This window comes from Comamonas sp. CMM03, assembly GCF_019218715.1.
Lineage (GTDB): Bacteria > Pseudomonadota > Gammaproteobacteria > Burkholderiales > Burkholderiaceae_C > Comamonas > Comamonas terrigena.
The window spans coordinates 420,138-436,550 of the sequence record NZ_JAHUXB010000001.1 but is presented as its reverse complement, the minus strand read 5'-3'; the positions used below and the strand labels follow the sequence as shown (position 1 = coordinate 436,550).

Here is a 16,413-nt window from a genome sequence, read left to right as displayed (position 1 = left end):
TCTCCAGTGGTTGTCAGGCGCTGAGGGGGAACGGGTCAGCGGTTCACATCGACAACGATGCGGCCCTTGACCCGCCCTTGCAGGAGTTCCGTCGCCAGCGGAATCACCTCGGTCAAAGGCACCTCGCGGCCGATGGTGCCCAGTTGCTTCAGATCCAGGTCCACCGCAAGCCGCGACCACGCTTCGAGCCGGTCGGCTGTGGGCCGCATGACGCTGTCGATGCCCGCCAGCGTCACGCCCCGCAGAATGAAAGGCGCCACCGTGGACGGGAAGTCCATGCCGGCGGCAAGCCCGCAGGCCGTCACCACGCCGCCGTAGCGGGTGCTGGCGCACAGATTGGCAAGGGTGTGGCTGCCCACCACGTCCACCGCCCCGGCCCAGCGTTCCTTGCCCAGCGGTTTGCCGGGTTGCGAAAACTGCGCGCGTGGCAGCACCTCTTTGGCCCCCAGGCCGACCAGGTAGTCGGTTTCATCGGTGCGCCCGGTCACCGCCACCACGGCGTAGCCCAGCTGGGACAGGATGGCGATGGCCACGCTGCCCACGCCGCCGGCGGCCCCGGTCACCACAATCTCGCCATCGCCGGGCTTCACACCGTGGCGCTCCAGGGCCATGACACAGAGCATGGCCGTGTAGCCCGCCGTGCCCAAGGACATGGCCTGCTGGGGAGTGAAACCGGCGGGCAAAGGAATCAGCCAGTCCCCATTCAGGCGCGCCATCTGCGCCAGGCCGCCCCAGTGGGTTTCACCCACCCCCCAGCCGTTGAGCAAGACCCAGTCTCCCTGCTTGAAAGCGGTATGGGACGAATGCTCCACCTGACCCACCAGGTCCACCCCCGGCACCATGGGGAACTTGCGCACCACGGGCCCTTGGCCGGTGATGGCGAGCGCATCCTTGTAGTTGAGCGTCGAATGGGAGACGCGCACCAGCACGTCACCCTCCGGCAGCAGCGACTCGTCTATGCGCTGTAGCTTCGCGTGGTAGCCACCGTCGTCTTTGCCGATCAAGATTCCACTGAACATCGCCACTCCTTCACATTTAGACTGATCGTCTATAAAAAGACCAAAAAATCAGGCCCTGGGCAGGCCCGCAGCAAAAAAACGGGCAAAGGTGTGCAGCGGCTGGGCACTTCGCTCCAGCTTGGCGCGCAGCACCGCCCCTTCCCATCCAATCCAGAATGCACAGGCCAGCTGGGCCGTATCCGCGCCGGGTGCAAGCTGGCCTTGGGCCTTGGCGGCGTCCAGGCAGGCGGCGGTGCGCCCCTCCCAGTCGCTGAAAACCTCGGTCAGCCGCTCCCGGAAGGACTCGGGCAGGCCGTTCATTTCCTGCCCCAGGTTGCCAATCAGGCAGCCCCGCTTGAAGTCGTACCGCTCCATACCGGCCACGGCATCCGCGACGAAGGCATCCAACCTTGCCAGCGGCGCAAGCGCCTCATTGCCAAAGTGGCTGTCCAGCTTGTAGGCAAAGTAGTTGGCGTAGCGTTCAATCAGCGCCAGGCCAAAGGCTTCCTTGCTGGGGAAGTAGTGATAGAACGAGCCTTTCGGCACCCGCACCCGGGCCAGGATTTCATCGATTCCGGCGGTGGCGAAACCTTTTTCGGTGAGCGTCTCCAGACCTGCACGCAGGAGCAGTTCGCGCGTGTCAACGTCCTCGACCCGGGGCCTTGGCGGCCTGCCGCGCCGCGGTTTCAGGAGTGGGTCGGTGTGCATGCGGCAAATATAGACTGGTTAGTCTATATTTTCAAGTGGCGACGGCCAGCAGCCATCCACCCTGCAAAACGGACCATCGCTTTCGGCCATCAACACCCCGTCTGCAGCCCATACGGCAGGCTCAGTCTGGCCTTGCTGCGCTGACGCTGTCCAGCTGGAGATGCTTGCCCGCAGTGAGCAAGCGGGCCGGATTTCCGCCGAAGGCAATCGTGGCGCGCACGGCCATGTCCAGCAGCGCACCCACGGCCGCATGCATGGCCTGCGGCACGCCCAGGCGCGACAGCGGCCCCGACACGGTCAACGCCCCCTTGAGTTCACCCAGGGCACCAAACACCGGCACCGATGCGGCGCAGGACTCTGCATCGCGTTCGCCATAGGAGGTGGCCCACAGGCGCTCGCGGACCGCCACCATGTCAGGCTGCAACTCGCTCTCGGTGAAGGCCAACAGCACCTTGCCCGCCGCGCCATGCCGGATGTCGAAGTCTTCCCCCACGCGGATGGAGACCCGCACCGCCCGCGCGGGCTCCACGCGGCTGACCACCAGGCGCCGCTCTGCCGCGCGCACATAGAAGGACGCGGTCTCGTTCAAGGCGGCGCTCAGCTCGGCCAGCAAAGGCTCGATCACGGAGTCCACCCGGAACGAGCGCTGGTAGATCGCGGCCAGGCGCATGGGCTGGGGGCCCACGGCATACAGACCGTCCTCCAGTTTGCGGATGAAGCCGCCATGCTCCAGCGCCACCAGCAGGCGCAGCACCGTGCTTTTGTACAGCCCCGTGCGCTTGGACAGCTCGGTCAGGGTCAGCCGGTCGTCCGCGGGGCTGAAGGCCCCCAGGATGGAGAACGCACGGTCGAGCACGGCCACCCCGCTGCTGGATTCAGCGGCGTCCGGTGCGGTCATGGGGGGTTCACTGGGCATGCGAAGGGCTCTGAGTGCGGTGTGGAGGCTGTTCTGCCTAGTAGAACATGATTTCGATTTGATTCAGATTTAGGTACTTACCCTGAATCGATTGGGCTTTCTTGGTTTTATAGTTCTTCTACACAGAACACAGTTCTACCAGATAGAACAAACAACCAGCACGCTGCACCTTGCAGATGCGCTGGCTGGATTTCAGGCAGTTGAAAGTGGAGACAGGAATGTTGCTTGCACCCGGCTACGGCACGGTCATCCCCCGCACGGTGCGGACCTTGGCGCAGCAAATGGCCGCCGTGGTGGCGCTGGCACCGGTACAGACACCGCTGCCCATGGCCCGTGTCCGTGCAGGTACCCGTGTGAACGCGTCACCGGATGCGGTCACCAGCACGGTGGGCCATGGCGCCACCCGCCTGGCGCCGGCCAGCACATGGCGGCTGGGCACGGCGATGCTGTCCGCCACAGAAGGAACGCGCCCATGAGCGCCAACTACCTTCCCGTGCGCGCAGACTGGCTGGCGCTGGGGGCGGAAACCGCCCTGGAGCCGCAGCTGCCCATCGTCGACGCCCACCACCACTTCTACGACCGCCCGGGCTGGTCGTACCTGAAGGACGACTATCTGGCGGACGCAACGTCGGGGCACCACATCCGCGCATCCGTCTACATGCAGGCGCTGACGCGCTACCGCCCCGACGGGCCCGAAGCACTGCGGCCGGTGGGCGAGACCGAATTTGTGGTGGCCACCACGCCGGCTGATCCCGTTGACTTCGCTGACCCCGCTCACTCCGCGCAACCCACCGAACCACAGATCGCCCAAGCCATCGTGGGCTACGCGGATCTGCGCCTGGGCAGCGAAGTGGCGGGCGTGCTGGAGGCGCACCAAATAGCCGGCCAGGGCCGCCTGCGTGGTGTGCGCCATCTGGCCACCTGGGATGCCGATGCCTCCCTGGCCAATCCCTTGACGGCCGCACCGCCCCACCTGCTGCGGGATGCCGGCTACCGCGCCGGTCTGGCGCAGCTGGCACAGCGCCAGCTGTCGTACGACGCCTGGCTGTTCTGGCCCCAGCTGGCCGAACTGGCCGAGGTGGCCGACGCCTTTCCGGAGCTGCCGATCATCGTGAACCACTGCGGCGGCATCGTCCGCATCGGGGCCTATGCGGACCGGGGCCCGGAGGTCTTCCACCACTGGCGCCAGGCCATGCAGGCGCTGGCACGCCGCCCCAATGTGTACGTGAAGCTGGGCGGCCTGGGCATGCGCATCAACGGATTCAGCTTCCACGAAGGCGCCCTGCCCCCCTCTTCCCAGCAACTGGCAGAGCACTGGGCGCCCTGGATGCGGGCGTGCATCGACCTTTTCGGCCCCGAACGCTGCATGTTCGAGAGCAATTTCCCCGTGGACAAGGGCTCCTACAGCTTTGTCAACGGATGGAACGCATTCAAAAGGCTGAGCCAGGATTTTTCGCCCGCAGAGCGACAACAGCTTTTTGAAGGCACGGCAAGCCGCGTGTACGGGCTGGGCCGGTAGCCGCGGCAACTACATCAACGAAGGAGACAAAACCATGGCCATTCTTTCCCGCATTGCAGGGGCGTGCGCGCTCGCCACCTTGGCGCTGGCAGCCCATGCCCAGCCTGCCTACCCCAACCAGCCCATCAAGGTCATCGTGCCGTTTCCGCCAGCGGGTGGCACCGACATCGTGACGCGCATGGTGCTGGAAAAGATCCGCCTGTCCACCGGCTGGAACCTGATTGTGGAAAACCGGCCGGGCGCCGGCGGCAACATCGGGCTGGACGGGGTGGCCAAGGCGCAACCCGACGGCTACACCTTGGGCATGGGCCAGACCGCCAACCTGGCGATCAACCCCTCGCTCTACGCCAAGATGCCGTACGACGCCGCCAAGGCCTTTGCCCCGGTGGCCACGGTGGCCGGCCAGCCCGTGGTGCTGGTGGTCAACAGCAACTCCAAGTACAAGACGCTGGCCGACCTGGTCAGCGCCGCCAAGGCCAAGCCGGAAACGCTGACCATGGCGTCGGCAGGCAACGGCACGGTGGGGCATTTGACCGGGGAAGTCTTCACACGCCAGGCCGGCATCAAGACCCTGCATGTGCCCTACAAGGGCGCAGGCCCCGCCGCCAATGACCTGCTGGGCGGCCAGGTGGATTACTACTTTGCCACGCCACAGACGGTGCTGGCGTTTCTGAAGGCCGGCAAGCTGCGCGCCCTGGCCGTCAGCGCGTCGGCGCGCCTGCCTGCGCTGCCGGACGTGCCCACCGTGGCCGAAGGCGGGTACAAGGACTTCCAGACCAGCGACTGGAAGATGCTGGTCGCCCCCGCCGGCACCCCGCCCGCCATCCTGACCAAGCTGCAGGCCGAAGTGGCCAAGGCCCTGGCCCGCCCGGACACCATCAGCATCTTGCAGGCCGAAGGCAGCACGCCCATGGGCGGCAGTTCGCAAGAGGCCGCCAAGCTGCTGGCGGCGGAGCAGAAACGCTGGACGGCCGTGGTCCGCGAAAGCAACGCCAAGCTCGACTGAACGCCACGCCATCCAGGAGAACACCATGATCTTCACCCGTGCCCTGGCAGCGGCTGCCACTGTCGCCACCGCCGTCACCACACTGTCCTTGTCTGCAGCGGCCCTTGCCCAGACGCCCGCCTACCCGACCAAGCCCATCACGGTCATCGTCCCCTATTCCGTGGGCGGCACCACCGACATCGTGGCCCGCCTGGTCACCACCCAGCTGGGCAACAGCCTGGGGCAGTCGCTGATCGCCGACAACCGCGTGGGCGGCGGCGGCCAGATCGGCTGGAGTGCGGCAGCGCGCTCGGCCCCGGACGGCTACACCCTGCTGACCACGGAGATGTCCTTCACCATTGCCCCGGGCCTGTTCCCCAAGTTGCCGTTCGATGGGCGCAAGGATTTCGCCCATGTCATCACCGCCGCCGCGGCGCCGCACGTGCTGGTCATCAACCCCAATGTGCCCGCCAAGAACGTGCAGGAGTTTGTGGCATTGGCCAAGGCCAAGCCCGGCAGCATGAATTACGGATCCGGCGGCAACGGCACCAACACCCACCTGGGCGGGGAGCTGTTCAAAAGCGCCGCCGGGGTGGAGCTGGTGCACGTGCCCTACAAAGGCGCCGGCCAGGTGCTGACCGATCTGATGGCAGGCCAGGTGCAGGCGCTGGTGACATCGCTGCCCACGGCGCTGCCGCACATCAAGTCCGGCAAGCTGCGGGCCCTGGTGGTCACCAGCGACACGCGCTCGCCGCTGCTGCCCGATGTGCCGTCCGCCAAAGAGGCCAACCTGCCCAGCTTTGTGATGGATTTCTGGGTGGGCTTTGCGGTGCGCGCAGGCACGCCGGCGCCCATCATCGACCAGCTGAACCACGCGATTGCGGCCACCCTCACCTCGGCGGACGGCAAGCGGCGGCTGGCAGAACAAGGACTGACGCCGGTGGCCAACACCCCTGCGCAGGCAGGCCAGCTGGCCGCGTCAGAAATGCAACGCTGGGCAGCCGTCATCAAGGCTGCCGGCATCAAGGCGGAATAAGGAATCCCACCATGGCTATCAAACCCCTGCACGGCATCCGCGTGCTGGATCTGACCAACGTACTGGCCGGCCCGTTCGCATGCCATCAGCTCGCCCACATGGGCGCCGATGTCATCAAGGTCGAAGCCTGCCAGGGCGGCGACTTGGCCCGGCAGCTGGGCGCAGACCCCGCGTTGAACCAGGTCCACATGGGGGTCTCCTTTCTGGCCCAGAACCCCGGCAAGCGCTCCATCACGCTGAACCTGAAGCACGCGCAGGGCAAAGAGGCGCTGCGGCGCCTGGTGCGCACGGCCGACGTGCTGGTGGAAAACTACCGCCCGGGCGTGATGCAGCGCCTGGAGCTGGGCTACGAAGACCTGCTGAAAGAAAACCCCAAGCTGATCTACTGCGCCATCTCGGGGTTCGGCCAGGACGGGCCCTTGCGGGACCTGCCCGCCTATGACCAGATCATCCAGGGCATGTCCGGCATGATGAGCATCACCGGCGCGCCAGAGAACGCGCCCTACCGCGTGGGCTACCCGGTGGCAGACACCATAGGTGGCATCACCGCAGCCTTTGCCGTGGCCAGTGCCCTGGCCGACCGCCACCGCACCCAGGGGGTGTTCATCGACGTGTCCATGCTGGAAGCCGCCATGGCCACCATGGGCTGGGCCGTCTCCAACCACCTGATCGCCGGGCGCGAGCCCCAGCCGCTGGGCAACGACAACGTGACCGCCAGCCCCTCCGGCACGTTCCGCACCGGGGACGGGCTGCTGAACATTGCCGCCAACAAGCAGGAACAGTTTGAAGCCGTCTGCCAGGTGCTGGGCCACCCGGAGTGGATCAGCGATGCGCGCTTTGCCGCCCGCCAGGGCCGTTTGCAGCACCGCGCGCAGCTCAAGGAACTGATGGAAGACGCGCTGGCCAGCCAATCCGCCCATGCCTGGTGGGCCTTGCTGAATGCGGCGGGGGTCCCCGCCGGGCCGGTCTACACCGTGCCCCAGGCACTGGACATTCCCCAGATTGCCGAGCGCGGAATGATCGGCACATTCGAGGATGTGCCGGGCGTGGGCCGCGACATCCGGGTGCTGCGCACGGGCTTCAAGCTCAACGGCGAAGCGCCGACCGTGGACACCCCGCCCCCGCAACTGGGCCAGCACACGGCCGACATCCTGGCCGAACTGGGCTATTCCCAGACCGACATTGACACCCTGGTAAAGGAGAAAGTGGTATGAGCACGCAAGACCCCCGCGTCAGCGACTGGTGGCGCACCTCCATCATCGACATGCAACCCGGCGTGATCCGCTACAGCGGCTACGCCATCGAAGACCTGATCGGCCGCGTGAACTTTGCGCAGATGATCTGGCTGATGACCCGGGGCGAGCTGCCCAGCGAAGGCCAGGGCCGGCTGCTGGATGCCGCGCTGATGTCGGCCGTGGACCATGGCCCCCAAGCGCCCAGCATTGCCATTGCCCGCATGGCCACCACCTGCGGCGTGGGCCTGAACAACGCCATGGCATCGGCCGTCAACGTGCTGGGCGATGTGCACGGCGGCGCCGGCGAACAGGCGGTAGAGATGTACCAGGAAATTGCCGCGCACCAGGCGGCAGGCGCAGACCTGGAAGCCGCCACGCGCCTGGGCCTGGACAGCGCCATCGCGCGCCACGGCAAGTTCGTGTCCGGCTTTGGCCACCGCTTTCACCCGGTTGACCCGCGCGCGCCGCGCCTGCTGCAGCTGGTGGACGAAGCCGCCCAGGCCGGCGTGGTGGACGGCAAGTTCGCCGCCATCGGCCGCGCGGTCGAGGCCGAGCTGGCCCGCCGCAAGGACGGCCGCCGCATCCCCATGAACATCGACGGCGCCACCGCCGTCATCTACGCCGAGCTGGGCTTCCCCGCCCCGCTGGCACGCGGCCTGTTCTGCCTGTCACGCTCGGTCGGCATCCTCTCCCATGCCTGGGAGCAGACCGGACAAGGCGGCCGAAACAAGGGCCCGATCCCGCGCGAGTATCTGTGGACCTATGAAGGGCCACAGCCGAGGGCGGTGCCCTGAGTTTTTCGGCAGGGCAACGCCCATAGCTTTGCAACGCGGGCCGCTGGGCGGCCGGCAGTTGGGCATTGCTGCATCAGAGCACTATGTGGATTTGGGTCCAACTTTTCTGCGCTGAAGCGAGTCGAGCGAAAGCTGTGTGCGGGGGTGACCTTCGGTTATCGCCAGTTGGCCATAAGGAGCCTTTGGCTGCGTCTTCTCCTGTGACTGCCATAGGCTGGAAGCGGTCCTTCGCAGTCCTGTGGTGGCTGACAGCTATGGACCCGAGGCAGCCCAGCGGCCAATTGATACAAAGTTCGTCTGCTTGGTCATTACGGCCTGGCGAGATCGTGCCCGAGTCCTTGCCTGCGAACAACAAGAAGCGTTTGCAGAAGCAGATTCATCACAACTAGCGAGGTCACATTGCATCCAACATGCGTGTGGCTCAGTGCCAGCGCTTCGCGGAGCTGCCAATCAGTACTGCAGTATCATCGTGCAAAAACTATGATCATCGAGGGGGGATGATGGGGACAAGCCTGCTCCAAGAATTTCTGAATTTGCGGCTTCTGGATATCGGGGCCGAGGACGCTCGCCTTGACAAGCTCGATAGCACCTGCGTCGAACTTGCCCTGTCGTACGCAACCAATCCTCAAAACGCTCTGCCACCGCTCCTCGCTGCGTGGGACCCAAATGCTGAAGCGGACCCCGCGCTGCTAGAAATTGCTACGGTCCTCCAAGGACACTGGCCAACATTCCGGGGGGCGTTTTCCGATGAACCGCTGACACTGTACCGAGCGGTGGTGCTCGAGTCGGTCATGCGGGCGATGGAATTGCAGTCCTCACTTGCAGTCGCCGTGAGCTTAGTTGCCGCCAACGTCCTCCCACAACTGAAGGTTGGACAAGAAACTCCCATCCTCAAGATTCTTGTTGGACGAGCAGAAGCCCTCACCTCTGTGCAGCTTGAACAAGCTTGGCCGCAACAGGATGGCGCGGTGACTAACCGGGCATCTATGGCTGTGCCGCCTATGAATAGCCTGAAGAAAATTGACGAGAGCACTTGGTTCGCGCAGGTAGCCGCTACGGCTGGCCCAAGTTCAAACAAAAGTGGCTTGACTCTCAACAATCCGAACCCACACTGGACGAATCAGACAGGGGGCTGGTCATATGAATTTGCTGACCGCATGGCCCCGGTACTTGCCGACGTGCATGACAAGGCCGCCGGAAGTGCGCTGCGAGTCGCTGGGACTGCTTTCAAAGCACTGGCGGATGCTGTAGCAGCTAAGCTCAACGAGTTCGTAGAAGCGGAACAGGCACGCGCCAATCAGCGAGAAGCAGCCAGTCGCCTCCTATGGTGGCGCCAAAGCCTCTACTCTGAAACTGCTAAGAAGCCGTACCGCAAACTGCCCGCGGCGCTTGTCGTCTGGCACATGGCACTGGACATCTCTGACCTCCTGCCAGAGGTGTACCCGCGTGCCGTTGAGTCACTGCTATTCGAGTCAGTGCTCGCGGTCACGGAAGCTCAGGGCGACGTCGAGCTGACTCTGAAAGAGCTGCTCCAAGTGGACGGTGCGACCTCGCAGCTGGCACAACTCCAATGGCTCATGGAGCAGCGAACGTCCGCCTCAAGGACTCTTCTGATTCAGGCGCTGGCGAACTCCTATGCCGCACGAAATCCCGAGTTGGCCAAGCTCGGGGTGGACACTGAACTCAAGATGCCGCCGGGCGATTGGGCAATTTGGCTCCTCCGTGAAATCAAAGCGCTCGAAACGCTGGCATCTCCCGGTGCGGTCAAACAGGAAGCGGAGGCGGCGTGAGCCTCAAATGTTCGCACAGCGCGTGCCTTGCCCCAGATGAGCTCGGCTGCAAGGTGGGAGAAAGCTCCTTGCAGCAGTGCAAGTATTGGCAAAGCAGCCGTGAAGTGCTGGAAAAAGCTGCGGTAGTCGAGATTGACGACAGCGCTCGGCTTCCCTGGACAGGGAATGCTATGGGCGCGGGCGACATCGGCTTCCTAGGTGGCGCAAGCCGCACACGCCTGGTAGGCGTCTTCGGGGTTGCAGAAAGTGGCAAGACTTCTCTATTGGGTGCGTGGTACCTGCTCTTGGGTCGCGGCATCGGCCCCAAGGGCATCTCTTTCGCCGGTTCACTGACTCTTGAAGGTTGGGAGAACATCGCCGGGAACCTGCGCTGGAACGCCACGCATGGACCATCGTTTCCGCCGCACACGTCCAGCGGCGCTGGCAGACATCCCGGGCTGCTGCACCTGGATCTGCAGGTCGACAGTGGCCGGCATGACCTGCTCTTTGCAGACGCGCCTGGGGAATGGTTTAGCCGTTGGTCAGTCCGCCGCGATGCGGAGGACGCCGCTGGTGCTGCCTGGCTATCAGGCGCCGCAGATGTACTCTTGGTGATTGCCGACTCCAAAGAGTTGGCTGGAGAGCGGCTAGGGACAGCTCGGGCGAATCTACTCAGTTTACTGCGAAGGGTGGGCGCTGAGCGGCATGGTCGCCCCGTGGCACTCGTCTGGACTAAGTGCGACGTTGCGGTCGGCGAGCAAATGCGTAGCGCCGTCAAGCATGCAGCCGACTTGACGCTAGGCACTTACGAGACGTTCAGTGTGAGCATGCACGCTGCCCCCGGGCAGGAGCCGTATAACTGCGGCCAAGGCCTGCTGGAATTACTCGATTGGCTTGTGCGCGTAGGTGATGTTACGTTCCCCAAGACGGTGTTGCCGAATCCGGAACAAGACTTGCTGCGTATCGTCGGAGGCGTCCATGTTTGAGGCAACCCTGAAGATTGCCGTATTCGGGAAGTCCAACGTAGGCAAGAGCCACTTTGGCGCACAGCTAATTGGGCGGCTGAATGCAGAGAGCGGGTTGTTACGGATGCGCGGTGCTGCTGCAGACCTAGGCGCCTTCGAGGAAGTGGTCCAGTCGCTCAGTAGTGGTGTACCCGGCGCCCATACTTCTGCTGGCACGTACATCGAAACACTTCTTCCTGTACAAACTGCCGACGGCACTGCAATCGATCTGAACTGGCCTGACTACGCGGGCGAGCAGGTCAGTCAACTCCTGGAGGAGCGGCGTGTTCCGGCTTCCTGGCAGGAACGGGTGGAGGCTGCCGATGGGTGGATTCTCATGGTTCGCCCCAGACACGTCCCTTTAGGCAATGACATCTTCTCCAAGCCACTCAGCGACTTGCAGGCGTCGCGATCTGGCGGCGCCGTCGAATGCTCGCCGCAGGCGCGGCTGGTGGAACTTCTGCAGATGCTGGTCTACACCTCCCGTGCACGAACCGGCAAACGAAAGCCCGCACTCGCAATACTGCTTTCGTGCTGGGACGAGCTTGAGGAGCCGCTGGGAGTCACTCCCGCCGCAGTGCTGCGCAAGAACTTGCCGATGCTGGCCGATTACGTCAGCAACAACTGGAGCGAGGAACGCCGAATCATTCTGGGGTTGTCAGCAACAGGAGTTGCGCTCTCCAAGGCGGCGCCCAATCAGGACTTTATTTACAAGGGCGCAGAAACGATGGGCTGGATTGTTGATGCTGATGGCGAACACTCCCCGGATCTGACGCTGCCTATCGCCAAGCTCGCTGTGGCAATCCAGAGCTGATGCGCATTCACAAAGCATGGTACGGCCCCAAGGGCGGGCACGCGCTGCTGTATTGCACAGACCCAGGCCTGCAGTCGACGTTCAGACAGGCTGCTTGGCTCACGGACTTACCGGGCAACGCTCCGACCGGGCTGACCTGGGCTCCCTACTTTCGCACCGCAATTCACGATGACTACTTCGTGCTGGTGCATACGCGACCCAGCCAAGCCTCAGACAGAGCGGGCATGGTCGATTCGGTGGCTGCATTCGTGCCACTGAACGAGCTACCTCAAGTTCCCGACCTGAGAGCGTTGGCTTCAAACGTGCGGGAGTCTCACGACAACCAAACACCGGCCCCCTTTGAGACGACCGCAGACGCGCAGGAGGTGACGGGCACGCCGCAGCCAATGCTTCTGAGCATCGCTGAAGCACTGATTTCGGCGGCCGCGCGGCCGGTGATGCATGTCGGACAAGAGGGTTTCGATGACATCATGATGGACCTTCTGCAACTGGTTCCAAGGCAGCTACGCAGGGAGATTCTGTTCAGCCTCAGTTTTTCTCCGGGAGAACCTGGCTCGCCATTCGCCGTGGCAACACCGCGTGAGCTGGCATCGCGCTTTGCGCCAGCGCAAGTGCTCAAGCCGTCTGAGACGGGCCCGACAACGCGTGTGGCGGCTCTTCTGAACCTGCAAGAAGGCAGGCCATTGCTGGAGTTCGTACAACAAGCCGGCTTTGACTTGCAGCCACCTGGCGCGTTTATCCTGTTGGAGCGGGCCTTCCAGCTCTGGACAGATTCGACGAGCGTAGAGAATGCAATCACCTTGGTGCGCCTTTTGGCAGCCAAGTCGTCCGATGTGCCAACAGCGCGCGAGCTTAGGGGAGCAGCACTCGGCCGGCTAATATCGACTTCGAAACAGTGGACGCCAACGGACGTTCTTGCAATGCGCAACCTGCAACTCGAGCGTTTCGAATCCGGCGCGCTGGCCCAAGCACTGCAGGATTGGATGGTGCGAAGGGTGGGCAGCATGCGTGACATGCTGCCTGAAGACCATCAGCTTCTTGCACAAGCGTCACGCGCAGCGGCGCAGCAGAATTGGTGGAACCAGCGGGCTCAAGGTGGGCTTGCGTTGGCGTGCAACGCAACGCCTGCCGCGATGAGCTCTCTCGCATGGGGCGCGATTGTGGCCTTGCCGCAAGACATCGAGCCGATTATCAGCTTCCTCTTAAAGCAAAAGTTGCTGACTGCGCTTTCGGAGAACACGCCGCCCACTTTGGCCACCGCGGTTGCCCAGAAGGTAGCGCAGGTCAGTGCAGGTCATCAAGCGTGGGAGCTTTGCGGCGCAGTTTTAGCCGCTGCATACCCCCCTGCCGAAGCACTACGCGAAGTCCTCAGGGTCGCGACGACGAAGGTCGCGCGGCGGGCTGCCATCGAACCGGCGCTCAAAAACGCAACGCCCACCGAGCTTTTGGCACTCGCAGTGAGCGAAGACCTAGAAGAGGTTACCGTCCTGGCGGCTAAGACCGTGGTGAGCCATCCCAGCCTGATTGGGGATTTCGATTGGACCTCTCCCGTCTGGTTTGACATCCTGCAGCGTGTTGTCGACAAGCGCCGCAGTGCCGTGGCTGATGTGCCCAACCGTGTAAAGGGGCTTCAGAGCATCATCACGGCGAGTTTGACTTCCGAGCGCATCTGGACTCCTCTGGTCAACATGGGCTTGGCGGACCTCTCGAAGGTGCCTAACCGAGCTGACGCTTGGGAACTCATACCCAACAAACTCCAGAGGGACACCCTCTCACTCACCGCCAAAGGCTGGATTGCCTCACTACTCGATGGCTCCGCACAAATGGCAGCACTGGAGGAACCACTAGGTGGCGAAGCGCGAAAAATGCTTCGAAGCTCCAATGTTCTGACAACGGTTGCTCAGAAACACCCCGCGCTTTTCATCAGTGTTATCAACGAGGTGCACCCGCGCAGCGACCACGACTGTGTCAGCCTGCTCGATTCCTTCGCCAGCAATGGACGATGGCTGGCACCTGCGCTAGCCGTGGCGATTGGTGCTCTTATCAGGGAGCGACTCTGGCGTTCAGCAGCTTCGCGTGCGGCGAGTTTGGCTCAAACGCGCGACGAGTTCCTTGCAGTTTGCAAAGAGTGCTTGGACGTTATGTCGTTGTGGGACAGGTTTCCATTGTCTCTGCGCGTTGGCAGGGCCTTACAGGTCCGTCAGGACGATGCCTGGAAAATTTTCGAGGAGACGCTGGCAAGGCTGTATCCCAGCGGCCCTACCGACCAAGAGGTCTGGAGCAGAAGCGGCGGGCGCAACGAGGAGCTAATTCAAGAAGGGAATGGCATCGCTCAGTGGCATCGCTGTCTCAAGCAAGTACGCTCGGGAAATGGGCCACTGCTCTCTAAGTTGCTGAACACGGCTCTTCAGGACTTCAGCAACAACTCCGTACTGCAGATTTTGCGCGACAACCGCGCGTTAGGCTAGAAACGTGAGCAAGTCTTTTCACTCGGGTCGCGCTTTCATCGTCGGAATCGGCGACTACGACAATCTTTCGGACCTGGGACTTGCTCCCGTTTACGACGCTGACGACGTCGAGAAGCTGCTGGTTAGCCCGAAGCACTGTGGTTACCCCACAGCCAACGTGCGGACTCTTCGAAATCGTGAGGCATCCCGCACTGCAATCATCGCTGGCCTCCAGGACTTGGCCGCCCAGTCTCAGCCCAATGACACAGTCGTCGTCTACTTTTCGGGCCACGGCGCGCAACGCACGGCAGGCCCAGATGTGGGGACATACCTGTGCCCGCCCGAATTCGACAGCATGCGACCGCGCGAGACAGGCATCGAAGCAGAGGAGCTTTCGGACCTGCTCCAGGGAATCAAGGCCGAGCGCCTGCTTGTCCTGATAGATGCCTGCCGCTCCGGAGCGGTGGCCCGCATCAAAGCCGAGGAAGGCGAGGATTTATTGAAGTGGGAGTTCGGCGGCCAGCGGCTTGACAAGCTCGCTGTTGGCAAAGGGCGCGTCATCATCTCTGCAAGCGAAGCACACCAGAACTCGATGATTCTTGGGCGCTACCGCAACAGCCTATTCACCCACTTTGTGCTCAAGGGGCTTCAGGGCGGCGTTGACGACCGCTCGGACGGCCTCATTCACGTCCTTGACCTTTTTCACTATGTCGCACAACAGGTCACTACCGAGCGTGGCGACCAGAACCCAGTGCTGACAACGAGGACGCAAGACAACTTCCCGGTTGCGCTGCGTAAAGGAGGTTGGCTCAAGTCCGAAGATGGGTCTGGCGACGACGCCAGGGAGCAGGAGCCTGGCAATGCGGGGATGGACCCAAAAGAAGTCGAAGACCTGATGGTGATCCTGTATCCGCAGGGCCCCACTGACCGAGAGATTTGGTCACGTGCTGATGGAGACATTGCAAGCCTACGTGCAGGCAGCACAGGGCGTGCCGCCTGGCATGCTGCACTGCGCACACTCGCCCTGGGCGGTGGCGGCGCTATCACGATGAACTCCCTCTTGAAAGAAGCAGCTGCTGAATACGGAAACAATCCTCAATTGCGCAGCCTGCTTGACGCCCGACGATCTTGAGCCCTAAGCGATAACATGAGGGAATAAAGTCAAGAGCCGCCGCATTTCAGCGACAGGGAAGATGTCGCTGAACGGGGGACAACGCCAAACCGGCGGCTACGTAGCGATCTGCTGCCCACAGCCACTGTGTGGTCGACTACTCGACGTAGTTGAAGGACAGCAACCACTCCCAGGACGAGGGAACAAGAAGGACCGCAATAGGTCGCAAGTAGGCATTACTCTTGACCCCCAGTGCTTCCCCAAAAGCTCACCCGTTGTGCCACCGCGATCTGGCTGCGCCTCCCCAGCGCCGCTTACGCCGACGCCCCCTTGAGGAACAGGGCTTCCAGCGTGGGCGCAATGCTGGCACGGGCCACACGGCCGTTACGTTCGGCGTCGACCAGGCCGCAGAACAGGCCGCCAAAGGCCTCGCTCAGGGCGGCGGCCGAGATGTCGATGCGAAACACCCCTTCGCGCTGGCCGCGCAGGAAGAAGGCGTCCATGCGGTGGGTGAACTCGTCCCACTGCGCGGCCTGGGCCGGGTTGTCCAGCGCGTCGGGCCGCCAGTAATAGATCATGAACGCCATCAGCTCGCGGTGTTCCAGCTGCGCCGCAATGAGCTTGGGCAGCACCTGGATGGGCGAGCCCTCTTCAATCTCCACCAGATCGGCCGTGGCGTGCAGCAGCGCCGTGCCGTGCGCCATCAGCCGGTCGATCAGCTCCTCCCGCGTGCGGCAGAAGCGGTAGAGCGTGGCCTTGCTGATGCCCACCAACTTGGCCAGTTCCTGCAGCGAAGCGCGGGGCTTCTGCACCAGCGCCAACGCCAGGGCGGCGAGCAAACGGTTGTCATCCGGTGCGGACACGGTCATCTCAAAGTTCCAAGGTGGTGAGGGAAAAGTCGCGGCAATAGGGGATCTGCGCCCCCAACTTTGCACACACGGGTTCAATTTTACGCCTTCCCACCCGCAATGACCTTACAAAGAATCATGTGAATCACATTTGATTCATTTGATGCAAATGAGTGATAATTTTTCCCTACCCGATTCACGGGTCCTGCACAGAACAGCATGAGGGAAG

At 63.1% G+C, this 16,413-nt stretch carries 15 protein-coding genes; 11 read left to right on the top strand and 4 right to left on the bottom strand.

What is annotated here, in order from left to right:
* Positions 1-35 precede the first annotated feature (35 nt).
* The 3 genes from KW830_RS02040 to KW830_RS02030 form a co-directional block, all read right to left on the bottom strand.
* On the bottom strand, positions 36-1,019 hold the full coding sequence (locus KW830_RS02040; RefSeq protein ID WP_218331857.1) for an MDR family oxidoreductase: 984 nt from the start codon (positions 1,017-1,019) through the stop codon (positions 36-38).
* A 48-nt stretch (positions 1,020-1,067) separates the two neighbouring features.
* Positions 1,068-1,706, bottom strand: a complete 639-nt coding sequence (locus KW830_RS02035) for a TetR/AcrR family transcriptional regulator (RefSeq protein ID WP_218331856.1) — start codon at positions 1,704-1,706, stop codon at positions 1,068-1,070.
* A gap of 121 nt (positions 1,707-1,827) precedes the next feature.
* A complete protein-coding gene (locus KW830_RS02030; protein WP_218331853.1) occupies positions 1,828-2,622 on the bottom strand; it encodes an IclR family transcriptional regulator in 795 nt (264 codons plus the stop codon).
* 218 nt (positions 2,623-2,840) lie between these two features.
* On the opposite strand from KW830_RS02030, the gene KW830_RS02025 reads away from it, so the two are divergent.
* The 11 genes from KW830_RS02025 to KW830_RS21515 all read left to right on the top strand — a co-directional run bounded on the left by KW830_RS02025 (position 2,841) and on the right by KW830_RS21515 (position 15,357).
* A complete protein-coding gene (locus KW830_RS02025) occupies positions 2,841-3,098 on the top strand; it encodes a hypothetical protein (protein WP_218331851.1) in 258 nt (85 codons plus the stop codon).
* On the top strand, positions 3,095-4,141 hold the full coding sequence (locus KW830_RS02020; RefSeq protein WP_255578037.1) for an amidohydrolase: 1,047 nt from the start codon (positions 3,095-3,097) through the stop codon (positions 4,139-4,141). The genes KW830_RS02025 and KW830_RS02020 overlap by 4 nt, the downstream gene beginning before the upstream one ends.
* Positions 4,142-4,175: 34 nt before the next feature.
* The gene (locus KW830_RS02015; protein ID WP_218331848.1) at positions 4,176-5,147 is read left to right on the top strand and encodes a tripartite tricarboxylate transporter substrate binding protein; all 972 of its coding nucleotides are present in this window, start codon (positions 4,176-4,178) and stop codon (positions 5,145-5,147) included.
* Positions 5,148-5,172: 25 nt separating this feature from the next.
* Positions 5,173-6,162 (top strand): tripartite tricarboxylate transporter substrate binding protein, encoded by a 990-nt coding sequence (locus KW830_RS02010; protein WP_218331847.1) that lies wholly within the window; start codon positions 5,173-5,175, stop codon positions 6,160-6,162.
* 11 nt (positions 6,163-6,173) lie between these two features.
* Positions 6,174-7,376 carry a CaiB/BaiF CoA-transferase family protein gene (locus tag KW830_RS02005; RefSeq protein ID WP_218331846.1) on the top strand — a complete coding sequence of 401 codons (1,203 nt, stop codon included), beginning with the start codon at positions 6,174-6,176 and terminating at the stop codon, positions 7,374-7,376.
* Positions 7,373-8,191: a citryl-CoA lyase gene (locus tag KW830_RS02000; RefSeq protein ID WP_218331845.1), complete on the top strand. Its 819-nt coding sequence runs from the start codon at positions 7,373-7,375 to the stop codon at positions 8,189-8,191. Before KW830_RS02005 ends, KW830_RS02000 begins: the two co-directional genes overlap by 4 nt.
* 500 nt (positions 8,192-8,691) lie before the next feature.
* On the top strand, positions 8,692-9,981 hold the full coding sequence (locus tag KW830_RS01995) for a GTPase-associated system all-helical protein GASH (protein WP_218331844.1): 1,290 nt from the start codon (positions 8,692-8,694) through the stop codon (positions 9,979-9,981).
* Positions 9,978-10,946, top strand: coding sequence for a hypothetical protein (locus KW830_RS01990; protein ID WP_218331843.1), 969 nt, complete (start codon positions 9,978-9,980; stop codon positions 10,944-10,946). The genes KW830_RS01995 and KW830_RS01990 overlap by 4 nt, the downstream gene beginning before the upstream one ends.
* The gene (locus tag KW830_RS01985; RefSeq protein WP_218331842.1) at positions 10,939-11,778 is read left to right on the top strand and encodes a hypothetical protein; all 840 of its coding nucleotides are present in this window, start codon (positions 10,939-10,941) and stop codon (positions 11,776-11,778) included. Before KW830_RS01990 ends, KW830_RS01985 begins: the two co-directional genes overlap by 8 nt.
* Positions 11,778-14,246 carry an effector-associated domain EAD1-containing protein gene (locus tag KW830_RS01980; RefSeq protein WP_218331841.1) on the top strand — a complete coding sequence of 823 codons (2,469 nt, stop codon included), beginning with the start codon at positions 11,778-11,780 and terminating at the stop codon, positions 14,244-14,246. The genes KW830_RS01985 and KW830_RS01980 overlap by 1 nt, the downstream gene beginning before the upstream one ends.
* Before the next feature lie 4 nt (positions 14,247-14,250).
* Entirely contained in the window at positions 14,251-15,357 is a 1,107-nt protein-coding gene (locus tag KW830_RS21515; protein WP_218331839.1) for a caspase family protein, read from the top strand.
* A 293-nt stretch (positions 15,358-15,650) separates the two neighbouring features.
* Here the strand turns inward: KW830_RS21515 and KW830_RS01970 are convergent, their stop codons facing one another.
* On the bottom strand, positions 15,651-16,205 hold the full coding sequence (locus KW830_RS01970) for a TetR/AcrR family transcriptional regulator (protein ID WP_218331837.1): 555 nt from the start codon (positions 16,203-16,205) through the stop codon (positions 15,651-15,653).
* Between the last annotated feature and the right edge of the window lie 208 nt (positions 16,206-16,413).

Bases quoted from the DNA above. Each gene is read 5' to 3' on its own strand.
- KW830_RS02000 (WP_218331845.1), top strand. From the start codon at position 7,373: ATGAGCACGCAAGACCCCCGCGTCAGCGACTGGTGGCGCACCTCCATC.
- KW830_RS01995 (WP_218331844.1), top strand. From the start codon at position 8,692: ATGGGGACAAGCCTGCTCCAAGAATTTCTGAATTTGCGGCTTCTGGAT.
- KW830_RS02025 (WP_218331851.1), top strand. From the start codon at position 2,841: ATGTTGCTTGCACCCGGCTACGGCACGGTCATCCCCCGCACGGTGCGG.
- KW830_RS02035 (WP_218331856.1), bottom strand. From the start codon at position 1,706: ATGCACACCGACCCACTCCTGAAACCGCGGCGCGGCAGGCCGCCAAGG.
- KW830_RS01985 (WP_218331842.1), top strand. From the start codon at position 10,939: ATGTTTGAGGCAACCCTGAAGATTGCCGTATTCGGGAAGTCCAACGTA.
- KW830_RS02010 (WP_218331847.1), top strand. From the start codon at position 5,173: ATGATCTTCACCCGTGCCCTGGCAGCGGCTGCCACTGTCGCCACCGCC.
- KW830_RS02015 (WP_218331848.1), top strand. From the start codon at position 4,176: ATGGCCATTCTTTCCCGCATTGCAGGGGCGTGCGCGCTCGCCACCTTG.
- KW830_RS02005 (WP_218331846.1), top strand. From the start codon at position 6,174: ATGGCTATCAAACCCCTGCACGGCATCCGCGTGCTGGATCTGACCAAC.
- KW830_RS01970 (WP_218331837.1), bottom strand. From the start codon at position 16,205: ATGACCGTGTCCGCACCGGATGACAACCGTTTGCTCGCCGCCCTGGCG.
- KW830_RS02030 (WP_218331853.1), bottom strand. From the start codon at position 2,622: ATGCCCAGTGAACCCCCCATGACCGCACCGGACGCCGCTGAATCCAGC.
- KW830_RS02040 (WP_218331857.1), bottom strand. From the start codon at position 1,019: ATGTTCAGTGGAATCTTGATCGGCAAAGACGACGGTGGCTACCACGCG.
- KW830_RS01980 (WP_218331841.1), top strand. From the start codon at position 11,778: ATGCGCATTCACAAAGCATGGTACGGCCCCAAGGGCGGGCACGCGCTG.
- KW830_RS02020 (WP_255578037.1), top strand. From the start codon at position 3,095: ATGAGCGCCAACTACCTTCCCGTGCGCGCAGACTGGCTGGCGCTGGGG.